A 22,321-nucleotide genomic window follows, 5' to 3' on the forward strand; every position below is an offset into this window, starting at 1 on the left:
GTCTAGATGGCCGAAATGGATTAGCGGGTAAGGGGGCACGTCCCATGGCACAAATCCGGTTGAACCACGTCAGCAAACGCTGGGGAAGCTTTGTTGGGGTCGATGATTTTCACCTCGACATTGCGGATCAGGAGTTCCTGGTGCTTCTCGGACCATCGGGCTGCGGCAAAACCACGACGATGCGGATGATCGCGGGGTTGGAGGATCCGACCGACGGCGAGATCTGGATCGGCGACCGCGAAGTGACCACGCTCGACCCCAAGGATCGCGACGTGGCGATGGTGTTCCAGAGCTATGGCCTCTACCCGAACATGTCGGTGTGGGAGAATATCCGCTTCCCGCTGAAGGTGCGCAAAGTGCCGGAAAGCGAACATGAAGAGCGCGTGGCCAAGGCAGCCGCGATGGTGGAGCTTGAGCAATTCCTGGATCGCAAGCCCGCGGCCCTGTCGGGCGGTCAGCGGCAGCGCGTGGCGCTGGCCCGCGCCATTGTGCGCGAGCCGCAGGTGTTCCTGATGGACGAGCCCCTGTCGAACCTGGACGCAAAGCTGCGGGTCAGCACCCGCGCGCAGATCAAGAACCTCAGCCATGAGCTGAAGGTCACGACGATCTACGTGACCCATGACCAGATCGAGGCGATGACGCTGGCCGACCGCGTGGTGGTGATGAAGGCTGGAATTGTGCAGCAGGTTGGCACGCCCACGGACATCTACGACAAGCCCGCAAATACCTTTGTGGCGGGTTTCATCGGCTCACCCGCGATGAACCTGATGGACGGAGAGGTCACGGACGGCACGTTCAAGGGCGAGAATGTCGAGGTGCCGGGTGTTTCTGGAGCGGGCAAGGTGACGCTTGGCTTCCGGGCCGAGGATGCCCATGTGACCGAAGCCGGGCAGGGCGCGATCAACGCCAATGTCTACTCGATGGAGCTTTTGGGCGATGCGACCATGGTCACGGTCCGCGCAGGGGGCGCAATGGTGGCTGTGAAAGCGGCCAAGGATTACCGCGCCCAGATTGGGGAGCCTGTTGGCATCGCCTTGCCCGACGGGATCACCCATTTGTTTGACGCCAGCACCGGACAGCGCATCGACTGACACAGCCTTGTGTTTTTTGGGGACGTGCCACTTCCGAGCGGTGCGTCCTTTTCTTGAGCAATGAAGATGAGGAGAGCCGGGATGAAGGGAAGCCGCCCCGAACAAGCTACGCTGACACGCGAGACGGACCTGTCGAAAACTGACGAAACGCGAGCCGTGATCGAAGGCATGGTGGACGGGCTGAACGACCACCGGATCGCGGATATCGGCGAGTTCTTCGCAGAAGGGTTCCGCTGGATGGGCAATCGCGGTTGCGGGACCAAGACCGGGCTGCGCGAGTTTCAGGACAACTGGCAAAAACCGTTCCAGGCCGCGTTCTCGGACAAGGTCTGCGTGGATGAGGCGCGGCTTTACATGGGCGAATGGGCAGCGGCCTTCGGTCGGCAAGAGGCTGTGCATTCGGGCGAATTCATGGGCGTGGCGGCCACAGGCAAGCGCGTGACTATCCGGTACATGGATTTCTGGAAGGTCGTGGACGGCAAGATCGTCGACAATTACGTGATGGTCGATTTCCCCGATGTGTTGGCGCAACTGGGCGTGGATGTGTTTGGCGGCGAGGGCTGGGAAGCCTTTGATGAAGGCCGCAAAGCGCCGCCCAGGCCGTGACCTGACCTGGAGGAGCGGCTGCGCCGCAAGTTTTTCGCCTCGCCGTCGCGTGTGCCACGCTTTGGGCTCAGTTTCGGGGGGCGCTGCCCCCGGCTACGCCTCCCCCGAGGTATTTGGGACCAGTGGAAGCAGGGGCTTACTGTCCGAGGGCGATGCCTTCGCGGCGCGGGTCGGCGGCGCCTATCAGCCCGTCAGGGGTGATTGCGATGGCGTGGAGGCCGGAATTCAGGCCGCGGATATTGACCTCGTAGCCCATGGCCGTGAGCGGTTCGGCCAGCGCCTCGGCGGACGTGCCTTCCTCCAGATCGTAGGTTCCGAAGCGGTTGACGGCATGGGGCAGCGAAAGCGCGTCTTGCAGATCCAGGCCCCAATCGTAATGGGCGATGATGGCCGTGGCGACGTATCCGATGATGCGGCTGCCGCCGGGCGAGCCGATCGCAAGGATCGGTTCTCCATCCTGCATCACGATGGTGGGCGACATGGAGGAGCGCGGGCGTTTGCCCGGCTCCAGCCGGTTGGCGATGGGCACGCCGTCACGGTGGGTGCGGAAGCTGAAATCGGTGAGTTCGTTGTTCAAAAGGAAGCCGCCCGGGGCCATGAGGCGGGAGCCGAAGCCGTTTTCGATGGTGGTCGTCATGCTGAGGACATTGCCGTAGCTGTCGACGATGGAGATGTGCGAAGTGCTTGGAAACTCGAGGCTTTCATCGTCTGCCCAAAGCTGCGCGTGGTCCCAAGTAGGATTGCCGGGGGCGACCTCGGGCAGGGCCGTGCCGGGATCCAAGCGGTCGCCTTCGATGAGTTGCGCGCGTTCGTCAAGATAGGCGGGATCGACCAGCCCCTCGGTCGGCATGGGAACGAAATCGCTGTCGGCCATGTACCGGCCACGGTCTGCGAACGCGAGGCGAGAGGCGTCGCCGATCAGGCGCCAATCATCGGCGTTCTCAGGACCTTCCAAGGCGAAATTGTCCACCATTCCAAGGATTTGCCCGACCGTGAGAGCGCCAGAAGAGGGCGGACCCATGCCGCAGACATCCATACCGCGATAGGCGGCGCAGACGGCGGGGCGTTCGATGACGCGGTAGGCGGCGAGGTCACGGAGCGACAGGACGCCGGGATTGCCTTCGGCCGAACGCACGGTGTCGATGATGCCTTCGGCGATGGGGCCTTCGTAGATCGCATCGGCGCCATGGATCTGCATGGCGCGCAGGGTGTCGGCATAGGCAGGGTTCTGGAGCAGGGCGCCCTCGGCCAGAGGCGCGCCATCGGGCAGGAAATACGCGTCGGTGGCCGGGAAGGTGGCGAGGCGTTCGGCGTCGTTGGCGATGGCACCGGCCATCCGGGCGGAGACGCTAAAGCCCTCATCCGCAAGGGAAATCGCCGGGTCGAGCAAGCTTTGCCAATTCGCGCGGCCCCAGCGGCGATGGGCATCCTCCATTAGCGCAGGCGTGCCGGGCGTGCCGACGGAAAGGCCGCCGATCACGGCGTCGAAGAAGCCGAGCGGCTCGCCCATTTCGTCCTGGAACAGCGTGGGCGTGGCAGCGAGAGGGGCGGTTTCGCGACCGTCGAGCGTGGTCAATTCGCCCGTAAGTGCATCAAAATAAACAAGAAACGCGCCTCCGCCGAGGCCGGAGCTTTGCGGCTCTACCAGGCCGAGCACGGCTTGGACCGCGACCATGGCATCGGCGGCGGTGCCGCCAGCCTCCAGAACGTCTGCGCCGGCCTCAACCGCAAGCGGGTTGGCGGCGGCGACCATCCAATCCTGGGCCGTGACCGGATCGCCGGCATCGCGTGCCGCAAGCGCCGCCATCGCGCGTTCGGACAAGCCCGAAGCACCTGTTTCCGTTGCATTTTCTGGCGCCACGGCATCTGCCGCTTCTTGCGCGAGGAGGGGTGTGGCCAGCATCAAAGTGACGAATAGCGGAAGGGCAGAACGCATGGGGCATCTCCGGGGGCAGGGGTGTCTGCCTTTCAGGATGCGCTGTGCTGACGCAAAGTAAAGCGGGGCGTTCGGGATGGGCCAAAAGCTGCCGGTTCAGCCGAGGAAGACGCCCAACACCACGCACATCAGGCCGAGGACCGACAGCAAAAGCGCGCCCATGTTGATGGCGACGATCTTTTGCAGCTGCTGGCGCATTTCAGCGTCTTCCAGCCCGGCCTTCTTGATGGAAAAAGCTGAATATATACAATAGCCTAACAGGCCGATGCCGACCACCGCCATGGCTGTTCCCAGCAAGACCAACCAACCCATTTCGCGCGCTCCCTGACGTGTTGCGGGGACCTTAGCGTGCCCATCTGGCACCGCAAGTCTTGCAGCCCGCGTGGCGCCCCGTTATCCGGTGGTTTCCAGCCGTAACTCACCTGAAAGGCCGCCTTCCATGGATGACATGTCCGACGCCTCTGCCCGCCCTGACAGCTACCGCGTGACCGCTGATGAGTTGCGCCAGTTTATCGAGCGTTATGAACGGCTTGAGGCTGAGAAGAAGGATATTGCCGATCAGCAGAAAGAGGTGATGGCCGAGGCGAAATCGCGCGGGTACGACACCAAGGTTCTGCGCAAGGTCGTGGCCCTGCGCAAGCGCGAGCCCGACGATATCGCCGAGGAAGAGGCGGTGCTTGAGATGTACAAGGAAGCATTGGGCATGCGGTGAAACTGCGTCCATCTGGTCGCAGTTCCGTTCATCTGGTCACATTTTTCGCGAAAAATGCGTCCATTTGGTCAGAGTTTTCCTGAACGCGCTGAAATGTCTGCCCGACTTTGATCGGAGGCGCGTTCGCCCGCCTATGGCGTCAGCAGCGTCACCCCGGGAATACGCGCGATCACGTCCAGATCGGCGTCGTAACTTTCCGACATTTCGTTGATCAACGCCTCGTTCCAGCCGGGCAGGTTCAGGGTTTCCTGAATCTCGTTATCCAGCGCGTAGCGTTCGAGGAAGGCAGCCAGCACCCGGCGGCGTTGGGTCTCGGTCTCGGGCGGGTTGTCGCCGAGCCAGGTCTGCATCCGGGAAAAGCCGTCTTCCTCCATGATGCTCTGGACCAGATCGTCGACGCCATCGAGGTCGGCTTGCGGGGCGACGCCTGCCATCTCACGCATGATCTGACCCCATAGCAGGGGCGTATCCTCATTACACCAGACGGTGATCCGCGCATCGGGATGCGCCACGGACAGGCGGCGCAGCATCTCGGACCAAGCGACGGCATGGGGCTGCATGTTCTCGGTAAACTCCGCAAAATCCGAGAAGCGAGAGGCCTTGAACAGGGCAGGGATCAGGGTGCCGGGATCGCGCATGCCGATAAAGAATTCCGCAGGCGATGTTGGGAACAGGGCGCGCAATTGGGTCGTGGCCCGTTCGATCATGGGCCAGATCTGCGGGCCTTGGACAACAAGGCGGTTGATGCAGACAAAGCGGGGATCCGACAGGATCAGCCGATCAATGGCGGCATCGTCGAGTATGGCGTCGAGCAGCGCGTCCTGCACTTCATCGCCCGCTGCCCGCCCTTTGAGCGCACGTGCGGTGTCGCGAACCACAGCGCGGTAGCGGCCCGGCGGCGGCACTGCGATACCGGCCTGCGCCAGCCGCAGCCGGTTCTTGAGCAGCGAAAGGATCAGCTGATCGCCATCGGTGCAGGGGGCGCCGAGGTGAAAGACAACCTGCATGGTGGATGTGTCGCCTGCTTTTGTGGATGGGCCTGCTTTACGGGTTGTATACCGGCCCGACCGATCCGGTGCAAATCGTTGCGCGCCAAGACGCCGGATTGCGTATTGCCCGAGCGATGCAAACTTGCTATCGCCCCACCGTGATAGGCCAACGGCCTGTCCGTGCCCCTATAGCTCAGCTGGTAGAGCAACTGATTTGTAATCAGTAGGTCCGCGGTTCGAGTCCGTGTGGGGGCACCATTTTTCTCGTCTTTTCCGTGCCTTGTTTGCGAAGCGTTTAGCCGTTGGCGGCGCTTGCCGGGTGAATGTGAGACTGGGCGCGGGGTGGTTCGGCAAGCGTTCCGATGCAAAAGGCGGTTGCGAAAGGACTCAGCCGCAACACGTGGCCTGTGCCCGTCACGCGGAGGCGGGACATCTCATGCATGAAATCAGGTCTTTCCAACGGGCTTTAGCTCCGCAAACGCCTGGCCGGTGGCGTCCTCATATTCGGTTTCATCCCAAAAGCCGATCAGGATGCCGTCCTGGGCGGCCCGTTTCTGGCGGGCGAGGACGGCGGGGGTTGCGGTGATCCGCGTGTGGTGGCGCGTCGCCCAGTGGAGGAGTGCGGCCTCCATCCGGGTCCGTACGGCGATGTGTTCGGGATGGTCGGATTGGCCAAGGTCCTTTAGTTCGCAGGGGTCCATTTCAACGTCGAACATGATGGGCTCGAACCCCTCGCAGCGAATGTATTTCCAGCGGCCGTCGAAGATCATGGTCGTATGCGCGTCTTCTTGGGGCACGTCGAGCGCACGCGCCATTTCGGACCAATGGTAATCATGTTCACTGATGACATAGGTCCGCGAAAAGCCGTCGGTCCCATGCAGAAGTGGCGTCAGATCACGGCCTTCGATGACGTGCGGTTTCGCCTCGCAGCCCAAGGCGTTCATGAAGGTTGGGGCTAGGTCGATCATCTCGACCAAGTCCTCGGACACGGTCCCGCGGGTGGCGTCGGCCTGCGGTCTTGGATCGGCGATGATGAGCGGAACCTTCACCGCCATCTCATGATAAAAATCCTTATCGCCCATCCAATGATCGCCCATGTAGTCGCCGTGATCAGAGGTGAAGGCGATGATGGTGTTCTGGCTCAGGCCCTGTTCGTCCATCCAGGCAAACAAGCGGCCCAGATTGTCATCGAGCTGTTTGATCAGCCCCATATAGGCGGGGATGACGTGTTCCCGCACATGATCGCGCGAGAAACTGCGGCAGACGCGCGCCCCGAGGTAGGCGCGCATCAGGGGGTGAGCGGCCTGACGTTCCGCGTCGGATCGGACGGGATCGACGATATGTGCCTCGTCATACATGTCGTGATAGGGCGCGGGGACGATGTAGGGCCAATGGGGCTTGATATAGCTGAGGTGGCACATCCAGGGCCGTCCGTCTGCCTCGGCCTCCCGCATGAAGTCCACGGCGCGGTCGGTCATATAGGCCGTCTCGGAATGCTCTTCGGGCACATTGGCCGGCAGGCGCGAGTTTTTCAGAAGCCAGGCCGAGAGCAATTCGCCATCGTCGTCCAGGCCGGAATTGGCGAAGTCTTCCCAGGGATTGTCACTCTCAAACCCATGGGCGACGAGGTAGTCGTCATAGGCCGACCATTGCTGGCGCGGGCTGTCGGGGTGCAGGCCATCGTCCCGCTCAAACGGCTCGAATCCGCACTCAGACCGTCGCACGCCAATCTCGCTTTTGGGATCGATGCCGAGCCACGCCATGCCTTCGCGGTCGGCGATCATATGGGTTTTGCCCACCAACACGGCGCGCGCCCCGGCGTCGCGCAAATGGTCGCCCAGGGTCGGCTCCCCCACGCGCAGGGGCATGCCGTTCCAGGTTGAGCCATGGCTGCGCACATAGCGCCCGGTATAGGCCGACATGCGCGACGGGCCGCAGACCGGCGATTGCACATAGGCCTTGTTGAACTGCACGCCGCGCGCGGCCAGCGCGTCGATATGGGGCGTGTGCAGGTGCGGATGGCCGTAGCAACTGAGGTAATCGAACCTGAGTTGATCGGCCATGATCCAAAGCACATTCGGGCGATCGGTCATGGCGCTGCCTTTGCGGTTGGGCTTTTGGGCAACGGGGCCTCAACAAAAGCTTCGAAACGGTCGATGAGTTTGATGAAGGTATCCACTTCGTCTTCCGAGAAGGTCCGGGACAGGGCCGCGCGGCGGGCGGACATGACGACGGAGGTTTCCTGAAAGACCTCATGCCCGAAGCCGGTCAGTGCGATCATGGACTGCCTGCGGTCGGTTTCACTGACGCTGGTGGTCACATACCCCTTGCGGACCATTCCGGGGATCGCGCGGCTGATCAGGGCATGATCGGTCCGTTGAATGGCCGCCATTTCCGTCACGGTCAGCGGGCCTGCTTCGGCTAGATCCCAGAGGACCCGCCATTCGGTGATGGAAAGCTCTCCGGCAGATTTCAGCATGCGTTGCGCCTGAACGCGAGAGGCCAGGGACGCCGCAGACAGGCGACCGAACAGATTGCGGTTCTGTTCAAGCAGGCGCGCTTTGACCTTGTCTGGCTTGGTTCTGATCTGGTTAGTCATGTGATCTCCCTGCCGGGATAAGAGCAGCAAACATTTTACGTGACAAGTCACATAATCTTTGCAACGGTGCTTTTGGGAAACCCGCGGGAAGCGGGTCATTTGCCTGCGCCAAGGCGCTGCATTGGGAGGAAGCCATGATCAGAAAAACCATCGCCGGGGCGATTTTGGCCGCGTTGCCGACCGCCGTGTTTGCACAAGCGACCCTTACGGCCGAGACAACGTCACCCGGGTCGACCCCGCACTATATCGATACAACCCTTGCGGCCGTTCTGGATTCTGCGGGCGTTGCCACGATGCAGATCACCGAAGGGGCCACACTCACCAATTCCGTGCAGGCTGTTGCGGAAGGCCAGTTGGACATGGCACCGGCCCCCCTGATCCTGCCGTTCCTCCTGTCGCGGGGCGTCGGGCCCTATTCCGGCCTTGGGGAAGAGCGCGGGGCCGAGTTGGCCGGGAACCTGCGGGCGCTGTTCTTCTCTGCGCCGTCTGCCCAACTTTTGGTCACTACAACAGCGGCGCCATTCAAAGCCCTGACGACATCGAAGGCATGCGCATCTACAACGGCCCGCCGCGGGGCGCGGCCCTGACGACGGGGCGCGCGGCGATCCAGTTGCTCAGCGGTTTGCAGGACGGTGAAGGCTATGAAGGCGTGCAGACGCCGTGGCCGGATACGGTTTCCACGATCACGGGCGGTGCGGTTGACGGCTGGACGCTGCCCGAGGGATTGCCCTCCGGTCGCCAGATCGCCATTGCGGCTGCGGGTGGCACGACGCTTTACGACATTCCATCGGACATTCTGGAAAGCGAGCTTGGGCAGCAGATTCTGAACGCGCCCGGCAACGTCGCCTATTCCATCCCGGTGGAAGAATATCGCGCGGCCTACGCAGGCAATGACATCACGATCGTCACCGATGACGATACGTTCGACACCTTCGCGCTGGCATTCGCGCAGATCGTTCCGGCCTCGATGGATGAAGAACTGGCCTACCAGATCACCCGCGCTTACCTCGCGGGGCAGGAACGCTTCCTTACCGGTTCGCCACGCGGCCCGTACCTGTTCCTGAGCTTCGGTGACATTGACGGGGCATCGCAGGGCATTTGCGGGGCGGTCACCCTGACCATGCATCCCGGAGCGATCCGTGCCTATGAAGAGGCGGGTCATACGGTCGCCGATTGCGTGCGGCCGTAAGGGACACCTGCTCGGGCGGTAAAATTCTGTGAACGACGCACAGACTTTAAGACCAAAGGGACAGCGCATTGCGCTGTTCCTTGCGTTTGTTCTGGTGTTTGTCGGTATGCTCAACACCTTGCCCGAAATCCCCGGGCTTCAGGATTGGGCGCGGGAGGTCACCGGCATCAGGTTCTTCCGCATTTCCGGTTTCCCGACAGAATTCTTCTTTCCGCCAATCTTTGTGCTGATGATGGTGATCGTCGCCCTCGACGCGAGCCTGTATCGCACATGGCGCACGACACGGCCCCGGCGCGCCTGGTTGGGGCTGGTCCTGGATGTGGGTCTTGTCTTGGCCGCATTGGCGGGCGCGGTCGGGTTCTGGATTGAAATCGACTCTGTCTGTCTGATCGACCAGATCACCGGCGAACGGGCGCGCCTGATCGAAGAAGCGCTGGAGCGGTCTGCCAATCTGATCCCCGGTATGACCCTTGAGGCCGAGGTGCCAGCCTGTCAGGCCCGTCTGGGCATCTGGGTTCTGCCACTTCTGTTCACGATCATCCTGTTGTTCTTTCTCTACAACGTGCGGGTCTGGGGGCTGCCGCTGGTGATCGTGGCGAGCATCGTTGTGCTCTACACCGTTGCAACGGCCTTGATCTGGGTCTTCGACCTGAGCGAGCAGAACTTCTTTCTGACCAAGCTGGGGGCGGATGGGGGGATGCTTTGGCCGCAGCGATCCAGAAGGCCACGAATGTCTTCATCACGCCCGATGGGTTCATGGGCCGGTTCATGGACATCATCATCAATCAGGTCTTTCCTTACGTTGTTCTGGGCGCGCTGTTCGGGTCATCGGCGGGCGGCACGTCGCTGATCAAACTCGCCGTGCGGCTGACGCGGAACCTGCGCGGCGGGCCCGCGCACGCCGCCATCGTCTCGTCGGCCATGTTCGGCACCATCACCGGTGGGCCTGTCACGAATGTGCTTTCGACCGGTCGGCTGACCATCCCGATGATGCGGCGCAATGGCTTTTCGCCGCAATTCGCCGGCGGGGTAGAGGCCGCTGCCTCCTCGGGCGGGCAGATCATGCCACCGGTCATGGGGATCGCGGCCTTCGTCCTCGTCGCGCTGACGGCCGTGCCCTACACAAAGGTCATCACGGCGGCCTTCATCCCGGCCATCGCCTTCTTCTTCTCCATCTTCCTCGCTGTCATGTTCCAGGCCCGCCGCGAACGGGTGGAGCCGATGCGGACCATCCCCGATGATCTGATCATGGAGCGGCAGGACTGGCGTAACCTCTGGATCATCTTCCTGCCCATTCTGGTGATCCTGTTCCTGCTGCTGGGAAACAAGGATGCGATCGGTGAAAGCTGGATCGCCTTTGTGCTGCCGGATGCGGTCGTCCAGACCATCGTGAACGCGACCGGCGACGCCGTCTCCGCCGGGTGGTGGGCCGTAGCGGTCTTACTGCCGCTCATGCTTCTGGACCCGGAAACGCGCGCCCATCCGCGCAAGATCGCAATCGCGCTGGGCGAGGGGGGCATCCTCATCTCCCGCTTGTTCCTGTTGCTTTTCGCGGTGTCGATCATCGCCGCGTTCCTGAACGAAAGTGGTCTGACCGGAGAGCTGACCCGAGCCGTCACAACCTGGCTGGAGCAGGTCACATCGATCCGCATCCTCGGCTATGAGATCGCGATTGCGGGCGGCGTCTACCTGATGCTCGCACTCGTCTGCGCCATGTTCTGCGCGATCCTTCTGGGCATGGGGATGCCGACCGTCCCGGCCTATGTGAACGTCGCGCTGCTGCTTGGGCCGCTTCTGGCGCAGCTTGGGGTGAGCTTCTTCACCGCCAATATGTTTGTCTTCTATTTCGCTGTGGCCTCTGCCATTACGCCGCCGGTTGCAGTGGCGGCCTTTGCCGCGTCGTCGATCACCGGATCCGAGCCCATGCGGACGGCTTTCTCGGCGGTCCGGGTCGGCATCGTGATGTTCACGATCCCCTTTGTTTTCGCCTGGTACCCCGAATTGCTGCTGATCCCCGAGGCAGTCACGATCACCGACGAGACCGGGCGGCGTGTGTTGATGGAGGGGTATTCCGGCGAAACGGATTTCGGGGCGCTTGCGCTGCTGCTGTTGCGGCTCCTTGCGGCGCTCTACCTGTTGGCTTCCGCCTTGGCCCGTTACGACCATAAGGCTCTGTCAGGGTGGGAAATGTCACTGCGGATTCTTGCAGCGATCCTCATTCTCTGGAAAGCGCCGATGGTGATGGTCGCCGGGGCGGTGCTGGCGTGCGGTTTGGTGGCGGTACACTATTTGCGTGGCAGAGCGGGCGGGTGAGACGCTTACGCGACCTGAAATCACATCCAATCTCGCATGGTTTCCATAGTGTGGCGGGCAGTTGCAATCGGCCCTAGGGCAGGGCGACAGATTGGGATGACAGCGACACGGTGAAGCTGAGCGATCCTTCGTTGACCAGCCATTTGCGCACCTCGTAGGTGCGTGCGCCGGCTTGGTGCATCGGATCCCCGTCGGCGATGGCGCGGGCGGCGTCGAGATCGGCCGCGCGGTAGATGATCATGCCTTCCGCCTCCATCATCTCGCCACTTGCGTCGGAGACTGGCCCGGCCATGACGAGGGTGCCTGCGGCCTCCATGTCCTTCTGGTAGGCGAGGTGGGCGGGCAGGGTGGCTTTGACGAGGTCCATATCGCCTGCCGGGATCGACCTTACGACAAACAACTCCATGGCCAGTGCGCCACGGGATTTCGCTTCGGATTTGTAGTCTTCCCATTTCGGCATTTCGCGACTCCCACCTTTTTGATGCTTCAGCTTAGCCTCGATATTTTTCGACTTGAAACATAAAAATCGATTTTATTGGACACACGGTGAAAATCGCGACAGTTTTGCGGAACGATTCTGGGAGGGGTTGATGGCGGACGGTGCGTCACAGGAAGATCTGCGGGCCGCGGCCCAAGCCGATGTGCGCGACATGCGCGCCACCCTTCAAACGCTCAGCCAGGCCGAGATCGAGCTGATCCTGACCAAGGCGCGCTCCCACTACGCGTGGACCGACCGGCCCGTCTCGGACGATTTGCTGCACCGCATTTTTGACATCACCAAGATGGGCCCGACCAGCATGAATACGTGCCCCGCGCGGTTCATCTTCGTGCGCTCCGACGAGGGGAAGGCGCGGATCGCGAAATCGCTGAAGCCCGCCAATGTTCCTAAAGTGATGGGCGCGCCTGTGACCGCCATCATCGCCTATGATCTGGATTTCTGGACGGAACTGCCACGGCTCTTCCCCCACGAAGACCGCCGCCCGCACTTCGAAGGCAAGCCCCAACATGCCGAGACGACGGCGTTTCGAAACGGCACACTGCAAGGGGCGTATTTCATGATCGCGGCCCGCGCCCTTGGCCTCGACGTTGGCGCAATATCGGGCTTCGACAATGCGGCGGTGGATGCGGAATTCTTCGAGGGCACCACGCTGAAATCCAACTTCCTTTGCAACCTTGGCTACGCCGATGAGAGCGCGCTTTTCCAACGGCTGCCGCGGTTCGACTTCGACGATGTCTGCGAAATTCTCTGACGTAAGGACGGCCGCCCCATGGCGATAAAGATGAAAACCTCCGTGACGCTGTCCATCGACGCGACCTGTCACGGGCATTCCGTGGCACAAGTGCGCACGCGTGATTTGGTGCAGATCATTGACGAGCCGGTGGAACGGCACGGCACGAACCTGGGCTTCACGCCCACGGACACGGCGCTGAGTGCGCTGGCGGGGTGCACCAACACCATCGGGCACAAATGCGCGGCCAAGCTGGGTGTGGACATCGGCAACCTGAACATCTCGGTGAAATGCCGGTTCAACCGGTTGGGCGTGACCTTGGCCGAAGAGATCGAGGTGCCGTTTGAAGAAATCGACCTTGTCGTCGTGGCGGATGGAAGCGCCACCGATGACGAGTTGCAGGCGGTTGCCGCCGAAGTCGCGAAGTTTTGCCCGTTGGCAAAGCTCTTTCGCGGGTCAGGCACCGTCATAAACGAAACCTGGCGCACAGCCGGGTGAGGATTTTCTGGGAGGAGAAGACCATGAAACTTACACGACGTTTTGCTTTGGCGACTTCGGTCGCCCTTGGACTGACGGGGGCCTTGGGAGGGGCCGCCTCGGCCCAAGAAGTCATCGAATTGACGGCTATTGATGGATATCCCGAACGCTCCATGTGGGTCGCGGAATTCTCGGGCTTTTTCATCCCGCGTGTGGATGAACTGCTGGCCGAGCAGGGCAATTACCAGATCAACTGGATGGAAGCCTATGGCGGCCAGATCGTGCGCCCGCGCGGTGTGCTGGAAGGGATCAACCTTGGTCTGGGCGATATCGGGATCGTGACGACCATCTTCCACAACTCCGCGCTGCCCTCGCAGGGCATTTCGGCCGTGACGCCGTTCGTGGCGGCAGACGCTCGCGTCGTGGCGCAGGCCGTGGATGAGATCGCGCGCGAATTCCCGCAGATGGCCGCCGAGCTTGCCGCCGAAAACCAGGTCTATCTGGCCACTGGCGTGGTACTCGACACCTATCAAGTGTTCTCGACCGAGCCGATCAGCTCGCTATCGGACCTTGAAGGTCTGCGGATCGCAGGCGCGGGCTACAACCTGCGGTATCTGGAAGGCATTCCGGGTGCGGCTGGCGTGCGCGGCGGTCTGCCGGACTTCTACAACATGCTGCAAACCGGCGTGGTCGAGGCCGCGATGCTTTGGCCAGAGGCTGCGGGCACCTTCAACATCGCCGAGGTGGCGCCTTACATGCTGCAGGCTGATCTGGGCGCAGTGAACTCCAAGACCGTGACCGTGAATGCCGACGTCTGGGCAAGCCTGCCTGAGGAAGTCCAAGGCGTGCTGCAGCAAGTCGCCATCGAGTATCGCGACCATGTCGCCGGCATCGCCATGGACCGGGCCGAGGCCGCCCGTCAGGCCTATATCGACGGCGGCGGCACCATCGTTGAGATGAGCGCGGAAGAGCGACAGGCCTGGGCCGACAGCATGCCCAACATTGCCCAGGAATGGGCGGCCAACCTCGATGCCACCGGCGCGCCGGGCACCGAGATGCTTGTCGCCTACATGGACAAGCTGCGCGACGCGGGCTTCACGCCGCTGCGCGACTGGGCGGCTGAGTAAAGCCGGGACTGGACCATAAACATGATCGTCACGGGTCTGAGAAAAATTGAACGCCTCGTCGTGGCGATCGCCATCATTGCCAATGTCAGCGGTGCCTTTGTGCTGCTGACATTGGTGGCGATCATGAATGTTGATGTGGTCTCGCGGAACTTGTTCAACGCGCCGTTCCGTGGGGTCGTCGAAGTCGTTATTTTCTCATTGGCGCTGATCGTCTTCCTGCAGCTGCCGGATGTTGTCCGCACCGGGCGTCTGACCCGCTCGGACGGGTTTCTGGGCCTGATGCGCAGCCGCGCGCCGCGTTTCGGGGCGACGCTGACCCGAGTGCTGGATGCAACCGCCTGCGTGTTCATGTGCCTGATCGTTTGGACGGTCTGGCCGGAATTCGTGGAAAGTTTTGAAAGCTGCCATTTCTTCACGCCGCCGGATTTCGGCCCGGAGCCCACCGGCAACCTGTGGGTGGACTTCAAAGCGGGTCTGGCGCGCTGCGATTACTTCGGAACCCCCGGCATCTTGCAGGCGCCATGGTGGCCGGTGCGCCTTGCCATCGCCTTTGGCTGTGCCTGGGCCGCCGTGCTGTTCTTCTTCAAGGCCGTGTTGGGCGACACGCAGGCCCCGCGCCACGTCACCGCGCAATCCAGTGGCGAGGTCTAGGGGATGGATCCGCTTACAATTGGCATGCTGTCGGTGGCGGCGATCGTCGTCCTCGTCTATCTCGGCCTTTATATTCCCGTGGCCCTTGGCCTTGTGTCGTTTGTGTCGATCTGGCTGATGTCGGGCCGGCCCATCCTGGCGTTCAACTTTCTGAAAGTGGCGGTCGGGGATGGGGTCACCGAATACAACTTTGCGACCATCCCGCTTTTCACGCTGATGGGCTTGCTGGTGTCGAAGGCGCGATTGGGCAGGGACATCTACGACGTGATGAACTCCGCCTTCCGCAAGGTCCTGGCGGGGATCGGCATGGCCACAGTCGGGGCCAATGCGATTTTTGCGGCGGTGACGGGGTCGTCCATCGCCTCTGCCTCCGTCTTTACCAAGATCGCCGTGCCGCAGATGCTGCGCTACAACTACAACAAGCGTTTTGCCGTGGGCGTTGTCGCCGGATCGTCGGTTCTGGGCATGATCATCCCTCCGTCTGCGATGCTGATCATCTATTCCTTCGTGGCCGAAGTGTCGGTGGGCGACATGTTCCTTGCGGGCATCATCCCGGGCCTTTTGCTGACCGCCGTGTACATCGCCGCCATCTTCCTGATGGCGCGGTTCTGGCCCTCTTTCATCGGCACGGACATTAAGGCCGACACCCTGCCTGCCATGCCGCCTGCCGAGATGTTCCGCAAAGCCTGGCCGGTTGTGGCGCTGATCCTGCTGGTTCTGGGCGGCATCTACACCGGCTGGCTGACACCGGTGGAGGCCGGGGCGGCGGGTGCGGCCCTCGCCTTGATCGTGGCCCTTGCCAGAAAATCCATGTCGCGTCGCGAATTCTGGGAAACGCTGGTGGAAACCGGCCATATCAGCGCCGCGATCCTGCTGCTGATCGCCATGGCGTCCTTCTACAGCCGTATGCTGGGATATGCGGGCCTGCCCAACCAGCTCGACACGCTGTTGCAGGGGTGGGACCTGTCGTTCTTCCAGATCATGTTGCTTTACGTGATCTTGATGCTGGTCCTTGGCACGTTGCTGGATACGGCCTCCATCATTCTGATCGTGGTGCCCCTGTTCATCACCTTGATCGAGGGCATGGGCTTCAGCCTGATCTGGTTTGGCATTGTCACGGTCATCGGTGCGGAGATCGGGCTGCTGACGCCACCGCTCGGGATCTCGTGTTTCGTGATCAAGAGCACGCTCAATGACCCCAATATTTCGCTCAAGGATGTGTTCCTCGGCTCACTTCCCTTCGCTTTCCTCATGCTGCTGGTGCTGATTGTGATCATCCAGTTCCCGATCCTGTCCACCGCGCTGCTTTAACCCTGACGGAGCTTTTGCCCGATGAAGAACGTCACAATAGACACCATCACGCAGGCCTTTGTGGACTACTGCGCGGACGACACGGACCCGCGCACGATGTTCTTGCTCTCCAAGCTGGTTGAGCATCTGCATGCCTTCGCCAAGGAAACGCAGCTGACCCACGCGGAATGGAGCCGGGCGCTGAAATTCGCCACCGATGCGGGCAAGATAACGGACGAGGAACGCAACGAGTTTGTGCTGATCTCGGATGTCACGGGCCTGTCGTCGCTGGTGGACATGATCGGCTCGCAGCACGGGGGCACGTCTTCAAGCGTGCTTGGCCCGTTTCACTCTGTGGGCGCGCCCTTGCTGCCAGTGGGAGGTGACCTGAAAAAGGACAATGACGGCGCGACAGTCGTGATCGAAGGCCATGTGCGCGATCTGGACGGGAACCCCGTCGAGGGCGCGATGATCGAGCTGTGGCAGACCGCAGAGAACGGCCTCTACTATTCCCAGGACGGCGGCCAGGATGACTTCAACCTGACCTGTTCGATGAAGACCGGTGCCGATGGCCGCTATGCCATGACCACGGTCAAACCCGCCCCTTACAAAGTGCCCGATGATGGCCCGGTGGGGGAGCTTTTCCGCGCCACCGGGCGTACGCCCTGGCGCCCGTCGCACCTGCATTTCATCGTGCAGGCTCCGGGTCTGAAATCGCTGGTCACCGAAGTCTTCGCAAACGGCGATCCCTATCTCGACCAAGACGCAGTCTTCGGCGTGCGCACCGATCTGATCATGGATTACGTGGAATGCCACGACCTCGACGCGCTGCCGGATGATCTCGAGATTGGACGCAACGCCACGATCCCCTATTTCAAGGTCGATTTTGATTTCGTCCTTGTTCCTGACTCTAAGAATTTCTGACCTGTAGAAGGAATGCACAGATGCGCGAAACACATCTTGAAGACGGCAAATGGTGGGTCAGCCCGTACAATTTTGAAAGCGACGTCCGGGGCGCGTTGAACCTGCCGGAAAAGGTGGAAATCCACGACGCCACCTTGCGCGATGGGGAACAGACACCGGGCGTGGTGTTTTCCGTCGACGACAAGATCGAGATTGCGACGAAGCTGGATGAATTGGGCGTGGACCGGATCGAAGCCGGGATGCCTGCCGTTTCGCCCGACGACAAGACCGCGATCACGGAAATCTCCAAACTCGGCCTGAACTCCAAGATTTTCACCTTTGCCCGCGCCATGCAGAAAGACATCGACCTGGCGTTGGAATGCGGCGCGGACGGTGTCGTGATCGAGGTGCCGATTGGCTACCCCAAGCTGGTCACGCAATTCGGCTGGACCTGGGAAGATGTGGCCAAGAAGACCGCGCCGGTGATCAACTACGCCCGCGAAAACGGACTGCATGCGCTGTTCTTCCCGTATGACACGACGCGCGCGCGCAAGGACGATCTGACCAACCTGTGCAACTACATCATGGACAACGCGCCGCCCGACAGCATCGGCATTGTCGACACGATGGGCTGCGCCACGCCCGAGGCGATCAAGCACATGGTGCGCTGGGTCAACGACATGACCGGCCTGCCGATCGAGATCCACACCCACAACGATTTCGGCATGGGCGTGGCCACCGAACTGGCCGCCGTCACCGCAGGCGCGGTCTGCGTGCATTCTTGCGCCAATGGTCTGGGAGAGCGAACCGGCAACGCCGCGTTGGAAGAGCTGATGATGGGCCTGCACCTGCTCTACGGCTACGACACGCAATACAAGTTGGACAAAATCCCCGAACTGGCCGAGATGATTTCGGCCAAATCCAACATCCCGATTGCGCGGAACAAACCCGTACTGGGCCACGGAAATTTCATCCGGGAGAGTGGCATCGGCATCAATTATGTGATGAACGATCCGCTGGTGATGTTTGCCACGCACCCGTCCTTGACGGGCAAGGAAGGGGAGGTCGTTTTGGGCAAGAAATCTGGCAAGGCCTCCATCATCTACAAGATGGGCGAATTGGGCATGGGCGAGCTTGAGGACGAGAAGATCGGGGCCATCCTCGATGAGGTCAAAAAGGCCGGTATCGCCAAGCGCGATGTGCTGTCCAACGAGGAATTCGCCAATATCGTCGCCGCCGTCAAAGCGGCCTGAACGGAGGACCAGACGATCCCTTTCCAGTCTCTTCCAACGCAAGCGGAATCCTCGACCAAGCTGGCCTATCGCCAGCTGCGCCAGATGCTTCTGACCGGCGGGCTTGCCCCCGGTGAGAAGCTGAAGATCGAGCGTTTGCGGAAGGTGCTGGATGTCGGCGCGTCGCCCATTCGCGAAGCCCTTAGTCTGCTGGTGTCGGACCAGCTTGTGGTCCGGCACGAACAACGCGGGTTTCAGGCGGCGTTGACCAGCCGTGAGAATTTCGACGAAATTCTCAGCCTGCGCAGCACGTTAGAGGGCAAAGCACTCCGCAAAAGCATGGAGCGCGCGACACCGGAATGGATCGAAGACCTTGTCCTCATCCACCACCGGATGACCCGCACGAAATCCGAAGGGGTTGAGGCGTTTGAGGTCGAGCACAAGAATTTCCACATGGCCCTGATCGGGAACTGTAATTCGCCCTTGCTGATCCGAATTTGTGACCAGTTATACGACCTCAATATTCGGTACCGCTATATCGCCGGGCGCTCCAAGGACTACAAAGGGCGCAGAGTAGATGATGAACATCAGGACATCCTGAATGCTGTCATCGCCGAGGACCCCAGCGAAGCCGTGCGGCTTCTATTGCTTCACTATGAAAGGACCGGTGACTTTCTGAAGGCGTTTATCGCTTAGTCAACGGCATCTCGTCCTCGGCCGTTTTCACGAAACTTGCCGTGCTTTTCCCGGAAAAGGTGCCCCGTTCGGGTCCAGATTTTTTCCAGTTTGTTCTGCGCCAGTGCCCCCTGTCCGCGTCAGACGGAGAGGCCAACGCGGCTTTCATGTGCGGCTTCTTTGCGGAGGCGGGTCGTCGCCATTTGTCAAAGTCAGTACGGACGCGTAAGAGCGGTCGGACCGTCATACCCGATGCGCACAAGGCCTGCGAAATAGACGATTGATGACATACCGACGCGAAATAGATGGCTTGCGCGCCGTGGCGGTTTTGGGGGTCATCCTTTACCATTTCGCCATCCCCGGCTTTTCCGGCGGCTATGTTGGCGTCGACGTGTTTTTCGTCATCAGCGGATACCTCATCACGCGCATTCTTGTGGATGACCTGCGCGCAGGCACCTTCTCGATCGTCCGCTTCTACAAGCGGCGCATTTTGCGGATCATGCCGGCTTTGCTGGTGGTGCTGGCGGCCACGACACTTGCGGCATGGACGCTTCTCGGCCCTCCATCGTTTGCAGAATACTCAAGAACGTTGACCGCGACGTCGACCTTTGTGGCCAATATCTATTTCTCGCAGCAGGCCGACTACTTCGCACCCGCCGCGGCCAGCGTGCCGCTGTTGCATATGTGGAGCCTTGCCGTCGAAGAGCAGTTCTACCTGTTCTTCCCGCCCTTGCTGTTTTTCGTATGGAAATTGGGCATCCGTTGGGTGGGCATGGGCCTCGCAGCCATCATTTTGGTCAGCTTTTCGTATGGTCTTTGGGGACAATTCGCCGGGAATGAGGAGCTTTTCTTCCAGACCCGTGCGCGGGCCTGGGAATTGGTGATTGGGGCGGGATGTGCCCTGATGCCCGCGTTTTCCAACGAAGCCATTGCGCGCCGCGCCTCTGATCTGGGGCTGATTGCAATTGCGTGCGCCATCGGGTTCGGGGGCTGGATTGACCCATCCTTTTCGCAGATCTGGGTCGCCATCCCGGTGCTTGGAACGGCCCTGGTGATCTTGGGGCCCAAGACTGCGTTGGCCGCCCGCCTGCTGTCGACGCGTGTTTTGGTGGGGATCGGGTTGATCAGTTACTCGGCCTACCTGATCCATCAACCGGTCTCGGCCTTTCATCATATCATCACGGTCGAACGTGCGCCCATGATCACGCGTATGGGCTTGATCGCTGTGGTGCTGGCGCTGGCCTATCTGAGCTACCGTTTCGTTGAGACGCCGTTTCGGGGCGCGCGGGCAAGGTCCGTGCATGGTGCACCGTTATTCCTTGGAACGCTGGCGGCCGTTTTCGCGTTTGTGGCCGTTGGCGTGTATGGACATGCCAATCGCGGCGTGCCGTCGCGGTTTGCCGCCGACCCGGAGCTTCTGTCCTATTCCGAGACGGCAATCAGCAGCCCCGTTCGGGCAGCCTGCCACACGGAAGGGGCATCCTATCTGTCGCCGAGTGAGGCGTGTATCCACGGCGATGGGCCCCTGGGCATGGCCGTTTTGGGCGATAGTCACGGCGTGGAATTGGCCGCCGCCATTGGAAACGCACTCACCCCTGAGATGAGCGTGCTGCACCTGACCTTCTCTGCCTGCTATCCGTTCTTCGAGCATCCGGGCAACAATCCCGAGTGTGAGGCCTGGACGATGGAGGCCCTTGAAACCCTTCGGAACACGCCGGAAATCGAAACGGTTTTTCTGGCTTACCGGGTCCATTCGCACATGTACGGCGACCATCCCGGCGCTTACCCGGACATCCTGCGGGACAATGCAGCGCGCCCGGCTGAGCAGGTCGCGGCGGATTTAGGCGCGATTGCCGAGGATTTGATCGCTGCAGGCAAGCGCGTTGTGATCGTGGCCTCAGCCCCTGATCTGCCGCGCCATATCGAGGATCTGGTCTTTGTGCAGGGCGCCGTGGGCGATGGCATAACGGGTGCCACGCGCGCCTGGTGGGACCAGCGCCGCGAGGGCGGGTTCGCCGATGCAGTGGCGGCTGGAGCAGAGCTATTCGACACCACGCCCCTGTTTTGTGACGACGTGGACTGTTATGCAGGCCGGGATGGGGTTTCCTTTTATTTTGACGACGATCATCCGTCAGTTGCCGGGGCGCAAATGATCGCAGACGCGATGATGGACGCGATCGCCAGATGACGACGCCCCAATCCAACCTTCCACCGAGCGAGACCCGCTATCTGTCGCGCACCCAATTGGCGCAGACAGCCGGGCAGGGGCTGCTGGCCATCTCCATCGCGCACAACGAAGGGCATATCCTGCCCGGCTATCTTGAGCATTACCGGGACAGAGGGGTGGCGCACTTTATTCTGATCGATGATCATTCCACGGATGCCACGGCCTCTGTCCTGGAAGGGCAGCCGGATGTCACGATCTACAAACCCAAGCCGGGGTCAACGTTCGGCGTCCATAAATCACCCTGGCGGTGCGATGTGCTGGATGCGTTTTGCGATGGCGCATGGGCGATGTTGCCGGATGTGGACGAGCATATCGTCTATCCGTCGATGGAAGAGCGCCCCCTGAGTGATCTGGTCGCGCATATCGAAGCCGAAGGCGCCGAGGTTATGATCGCCATCATGGTTGACATGTTTCGCGAAGCCCCGCTGGGCGAGCAGCCCTATGACGGCGGGAGCCTCATCGAGGCCTATCCCTTGTTCGACGACCCCACCGACCCGGTCGACGGCTACCGTTTGCTGCCCGCGGCGACGCGCTTTCAGCGGAAATACCCCACGCCTCCGATCTGTGCCTATGGCGGGGTCCGCGAACGCATGTTTTACCGCAGCGGTCGCAAACTGGCGCGGTGGCAGCGCACGTTGCTTGAGAAATATGCCCATATCGGCAGGCCGCTGGACCCCAAGGGCTGGGATTGGTGGACGTACCGCATAACGCGGCGTGCTGTGAAACGATGGCTGGGCACAGACCCCTTCCAGATGACCAAGATCGCGCTGGTAAAGTGGCGCACGGGGATGCGTGTGCCCGGCGGGCCGCACGCGCTGACGCAATCGCTGAAACTCAGTGAAACCTCGGCGGCTTACCTTCATTTCAAGTTTGTGGGTGGGGCCGACCGCTTCCAATACAATTCCGATCGGGGCCAACATGCGGCTGGCGGTGCCTACTATCAGCAGATAATGGATGCAGAGCAGGCTTTGAGCGAATTGCCGACGCGCGACAGCACGCGCCGCTATTCATCCTCGCGCGATTTCGAGGATCTTGGCCTGATCCGCCGCGGGACATGGCGATGATATGAAAGGAC

The 22,321-nt window shown here is 61.4% G+C and carries 23 protein-coding genes and 1 tRNA gene; 18 read left to right on the forward strand and 6 right to left on the reverse strand.

Translation table 11 applies throughout. The annotated features are described in order from the left end of the window. The first annotated feature begins 44 nt into the window (after positions 1–44). The gene (locus tag ACZ1HK_RS23055) at positions 45–1,091 is read left to right on the forward strand and encodes an ABC transporter ATP-binding protein (RefSeq protein WP_472630656.1); all 1,047 of its coding nucleotides are present in this window, start codon (positions 45–47) and stop codon (positions 1,089–1,091) included. A gap of 81 nt (positions 1,092–1,172) precedes the next feature. Next, positions 1,173–1,697, forward strand: coding sequence for an ester cyclase (locus tag ACZ1HK_RS23060; RefSeq protein ID WP_472630657.1), 525 nt, complete (start codon positions 1,173–1,175; stop codon positions 1,695–1,697). Positions 1,698–1,833: 136 nt separating this feature from the next. Here ACZ1HK_RS23060 and ggt read toward each other — a convergent pair whose 3' ends face one another. Together ggt and ACZ1HK_RS23070 are read right to left on the reverse strand one after the other, a co-directional pair. Further along, positions 1,834–3,633: a gamma-glutamyltransferase gene (ggt, locus tag ACZ1HK_RS23065; RefSeq protein ID WP_472630658.1), complete on the reverse strand. Its 1,800-nt coding sequence runs from the start codon at positions 3,631–3,633 to the stop codon at positions 1,834–1,836. A gap of 96 nt (positions 3,634–3,729) precedes the next feature. Further along, entirely contained in the window at positions 3,730–3,945 is a 216-nt protein-coding gene (locus tag ACZ1HK_RS23070) for a hypothetical protein (protein WP_472630659.1), read from the reverse strand. A gap of 127 nt (positions 3,946–4,072) precedes the next feature. Between ACZ1HK_RS23070 and ACZ1HK_RS23075 the strand changes: the two genes are divergently transcribed. Beyond that, positions 4,073–4,345 (forward strand): DUF2312 domain-containing protein, encoded by a 273-nt coding sequence (locus ACZ1HK_RS23075; protein ID WP_472630660.1) that lies wholly within the window; start codon positions 4,073–4,075, stop codon positions 4,343–4,345. Between the two features lie 131 nt (positions 4,346–4,476). Here ACZ1HK_RS23075 and ACZ1HK_RS23080 read toward each other — a convergent pair whose 3' ends face one another. Then, positions 4,477–5,352, reverse strand: coding sequence for a hypothetical protein (locus ACZ1HK_RS23080; RefSeq protein ID WP_472630661.1), 876 nt, complete (start codon positions 5,350–5,352; stop codon positions 4,477–4,479). 164 nt (positions 5,353–5,516) lie between these two features. Between ACZ1HK_RS23080 and ACZ1HK_RS23085 the strand changes: the two genes are divergently transcribed. After that, positions 5,517–5,592 (forward strand) — tRNA-Thr (locus ACZ1HK_RS23085). A 188-nt stretch (positions 5,593–5,780) separates the two neighbouring features. Here the strand turns inward: ACZ1HK_RS23085 and ACZ1HK_RS23090 are convergent. Then, entirely contained in the window at positions 5,781–7,427 is a 1,647-nt protein-coding gene (locus ACZ1HK_RS23090) for a sulfatase-like hydrolase/transferase (protein WP_472630662.1), read from the reverse strand. Further along, positions 7,424–7,933, reverse strand: coding sequence for a MarR family winged helix-turn-helix transcriptional regulator (locus ACZ1HK_RS23095; RefSeq protein WP_472630663.1), 510 nt, complete (start codon positions 7,931–7,933; stop codon positions 7,424–7,426). Before ACZ1HK_RS23095 ends, ACZ1HK_RS23090 begins: the two co-directional genes overlap by 4 nt. Before the next feature lie 134 nt (positions 7,934–8,067). On the opposite strand from ACZ1HK_RS23095, the gene ACZ1HK_RS23100 reads away from it, so the two are divergent. The 4 genes from ACZ1HK_RS23100 to ACZ1HK_RS23115 are packed head-to-tail and all read left to right on the forward strand — an operon-like array spanning position 8,068 to position 11,435. Continuing rightward, entirely contained in the window at positions 8,068–8,520 is a 453-nt protein-coding gene (locus ACZ1HK_RS23100; protein WP_472630664.1) for a TAXI family TRAP transporter solute-binding subunit, read from the forward strand. Further along, on the forward strand, positions 8,481–9,122 hold the full coding sequence (locus ACZ1HK_RS23105) for a TAXI family TRAP transporter solute-binding subunit (RefSeq protein WP_472630665.1): 642 nt from the start codon (positions 8,481–8,483) through the stop codon (positions 9,120–9,122). The genes ACZ1HK_RS23100 and ACZ1HK_RS23105 overlap by 40 nt, the downstream gene beginning before the upstream one ends. 28 nt (positions 9,123–9,150) lie before the next feature. Beyond that, a complete protein-coding gene (locus tag ACZ1HK_RS23110) occupies positions 9,151–9,972 on the forward strand; it encodes a hypothetical protein (protein WP_472630666.1) in 822 nt (273 codons plus the stop codon). Then, positions 9,891–11,435, forward strand: coding sequence for a TRAP transporter fused permease subunit (locus ACZ1HK_RS23115; RefSeq protein WP_472630920.1), 1,545 nt, complete (start codon positions 9,891–9,893; stop codon positions 11,433–11,435). The genes ACZ1HK_RS23110 and ACZ1HK_RS23115 overlap by 82 nt, the downstream gene beginning before the upstream one ends. Positions 11,436–11,508: 73 nt before the next feature. Here ACZ1HK_RS23115 and ACZ1HK_RS23120 read toward each other — a convergent pair whose 3' ends face one another. After that, the gene (locus ACZ1HK_RS23120; RefSeq protein ID WP_472630667.1) at positions 11,509–11,895 is read right to left on the reverse strand and encodes a YciI family protein; all 387 of its coding nucleotides are present in this window, start codon (positions 11,893–11,895) and stop codon (positions 11,509–11,511) included. Between the two features lie 130 nt (positions 11,896–12,025). Between ACZ1HK_RS23120 and ACZ1HK_RS23125 the strand changes: the two genes are divergently transcribed. The 10 genes from ACZ1HK_RS23125 to ACZ1HK_RS23170 all read left to right on the forward strand — a co-directional run bounded on the left by ACZ1HK_RS23125 (position 12,026) and on the right by ACZ1HK_RS23170 (position 22,310). Next, positions 12,026–12,685, forward strand: coding sequence for a malonic semialdehyde reductase (locus ACZ1HK_RS23125; RefSeq protein ID WP_472630668.1), 660 nt, complete (start codon positions 12,026–12,028; stop codon positions 12,683–12,685). Between the two features lie 18 nt (positions 12,686–12,703). Beyond that, a complete protein-coding gene (locus tag ACZ1HK_RS23130) occupies positions 12,704–13,162 on the forward strand; it encodes an OsmC family protein (protein ID WP_472630669.1) in 459 nt (152 codons plus the stop codon). Between the two features lie 23 nt (positions 13,163–13,185). After that, the gene (locus ACZ1HK_RS23135; RefSeq protein WP_472630670.1) at positions 13,186–14,268 is read left to right on the forward strand and encodes a C4-dicarboxylate TRAP transporter substrate-binding protein; all 1,083 of its coding nucleotides are present in this window, start codon (positions 13,186–13,188) and stop codon (positions 14,266–14,268) included. 21 nt (positions 14,269–14,289) lie between these two features. After that, the gene (locus ACZ1HK_RS23140; protein ID WP_472630671.1) at positions 14,290–14,919 is read left to right on the forward strand and encodes a TRAP transporter small permease subunit; all 630 of its coding nucleotides are present in this window, start codon (positions 14,290–14,292) and stop codon (positions 14,917–14,919) included. 3 nt (positions 14,920–14,922) lie between these two features. Continuing rightward, positions 14,923–16,230, forward strand: a complete 1,308-nt coding sequence (locus ACZ1HK_RS23145) for a TRAP transporter large permease (RefSeq protein ID WP_472630672.1) — start codon at positions 14,923–14,925, stop codon at positions 16,228–16,230. A 21-nt stretch (positions 16,231–16,251) separates the two neighbouring features. Further along, positions 16,252–17,133: a dioxygenase family protein gene (locus ACZ1HK_RS23150; protein WP_472630673.1), complete on the forward strand. Its 882-nt coding sequence runs from the start codon at positions 16,252–16,254 to the stop codon at positions 17,131–17,133. A 20-nt stretch (positions 17,134–17,153) separates the two neighbouring features. Then, positions 17,154–18,365, forward strand: a complete 1,212-nt coding sequence (locus ACZ1HK_RS23155) for a LeuA family protein (protein ID WP_472630674.1) — start codon at positions 17,154–17,156, stop codon at positions 18,363–18,365. 60 nt (positions 18,366–18,425) lie between these two features. Next, positions 18,426–19,040 carry a GntR family transcriptional regulator gene (locus tag ACZ1HK_RS23160; RefSeq protein WP_472630921.1) on the forward strand — a complete coding sequence of 205 codons (615 nt, stop codon included), beginning with the start codon at positions 18,426–18,428 and terminating at the stop codon, positions 19,038–19,040. A gap of 262 nt (positions 19,041–19,302) precedes the next feature. Beyond that, positions 19,303–21,207 (forward strand): acyltransferase family protein, encoded by a 1,905-nt coding sequence (locus ACZ1HK_RS23165; RefSeq protein ID WP_472630675.1) that lies wholly within the window; start codon positions 19,303–19,305, stop codon positions 21,205–21,207. Continuing rightward, the gene (locus ACZ1HK_RS23170) at positions 21,204–22,310 is read left to right on the forward strand and encodes a glycosyltransferase family 2 protein (RefSeq protein WP_472630676.1); all 1,107 of its coding nucleotides are present in this window, start codon (positions 21,204–21,206) and stop codon (positions 22,308–22,310) included. Before ACZ1HK_RS23165 ends, ACZ1HK_RS23170 begins: the two co-directional genes overlap by 4 nt. The last annotated feature ends 11 nt before the right edge of the window (positions 22,311–22,321 follow it).

Source organism: Gymnodinialimonas sp. JB5-7, assembly GCF_055693405.1.

Bases quoted from the DNA above. Each gene is read 5' to 3' on its own strand.
- ACZ1HK_RS23055 (WP_472630656.1), top strand. From the start codon at position 45: ATGGCACAAATCCGGTTGAACCACGTCAGCAAACGCTGGGGAAGCTTT.
- ACZ1HK_RS23060 (WP_472630657.1), top strand. From the start codon at position 1,173: ATGAAGGGAAGCCGCCCCGAACAAGCTACGCTGACACGCGAGACGGAC.
- ggt (WP_472630658.1), bottom strand. From the start codon at position 3,633: ATGCGTTCTGCCCTTCCGCTATTCGTCACTTTGATGCTGGCCACACCC.
- ACZ1HK_RS23070 (WP_472630659.1), bottom strand. From the start codon at position 3,945: ATGGGTTGGTTGGTCTTGCTGGGAACAGCCATGGCGGTGGTCGGCATC.
- ACZ1HK_RS23075 (WP_472630660.1), top strand. From the start codon at position 4,073: ATGGATGACATGTCCGACGCCTCTGCCCGCCCTGACAGCTACCGCGTG.
- ACZ1HK_RS23080 (WP_472630661.1), bottom strand. From the start codon at position 5,352: ATGCAGGTTGTCTTTCACCTCGGCGCCCCCTGCACCGATGGCGATCAG.
- ACZ1HK_RS23090 (WP_472630662.1), bottom strand. From the start codon at position 7,427: ATGACCGATCGCCCGAATGTGCTTTGGATCATGGCCGATCAACTCAGG.
- ACZ1HK_RS23095 (WP_472630663.1), bottom strand. From the start codon at position 7,933: ATGACTAACCAGATCAGAACCAAGCCAGACAAGGTCAAAGCGCGCCTG.
- ACZ1HK_RS23100 (WP_472630664.1), top strand. From the start codon at position 8,068: ATGATCAGAAAAACCATCGCCGGGGCGATTTTGGCCGCGTTGCCGACC.
- ACZ1HK_RS23105 (WP_472630665.1), top strand. From the start codon at position 8,481: ATGCGCATCTACAACGGCCCGCCGCGGGGCGCGGCCCTGACGACGGGG.
- ACZ1HK_RS23115 (WP_472630920.1), top strand. From the start codon at position 9,891: ATGGACATCATCATCAATCAGGTCTTTCCTTACGTTGTTCTGGGCGCG.
- ACZ1HK_RS23120 (WP_472630667.1), bottom strand. From the start codon at position 11,895: ATGCCGAAATGGGAAGACTACAAATCCGAAGCGAAATCCCGTGGCGCA.
- ACZ1HK_RS23125 (WP_472630668.1), top strand. From the start codon at position 12,026: ATGGCGGACGGTGCGTCACAGGAAGATCTGCGGGCCGCGGCCCAAGCC.
- ACZ1HK_RS23130 (WP_472630669.1), top strand. From the start codon at position 12,704: ATGGCGATAAAGATGAAAACCTCCGTGACGCTGTCCATCGACGCGACC.
- ACZ1HK_RS23135 (WP_472630670.1), top strand. From the start codon at position 13,186: ATGAAACTTACACGACGTTTTGCTTTGGCGACTTCGGTCGCCCTTGGA.
- ACZ1HK_RS23140 (WP_472630671.1), top strand. From the start codon at position 14,290: ATGATCGTCACGGGTCTGAGAAAAATTGAACGCCTCGTCGTGGCGATC.
- ACZ1HK_RS23145 (WP_472630672.1), top strand. From the start codon at position 14,923: ATGGATCCGCTTACAATTGGCATGCTGTCGGTGGCGGCGATCGTCGTC.
- ACZ1HK_RS23150 (WP_472630673.1), top strand. From the start codon at position 16,252: ATGAAGAACGTCACAATAGACACCATCACGCAGGCCTTTGTGGACTAC.
- ACZ1HK_RS23155 (WP_472630674.1), top strand. From the start codon at position 17,154: ATGCGCGAAACACATCTTGAAGACGGCAAATGGTGGGTCAGCCCGTAC.
- ACZ1HK_RS23165 (WP_472630675.1), top strand. From the start codon at position 19,303: ATGACATACCGACGCGAAATAGATGGCTTGCGCGCCGTGGCGGTTTTG.
- ACZ1HK_RS23170 (WP_472630676.1), top strand. From the start codon at position 21,204: ATGACGACGCCCCAATCCAACCTTCCACCGAGCGAGACCCGCTATCTG.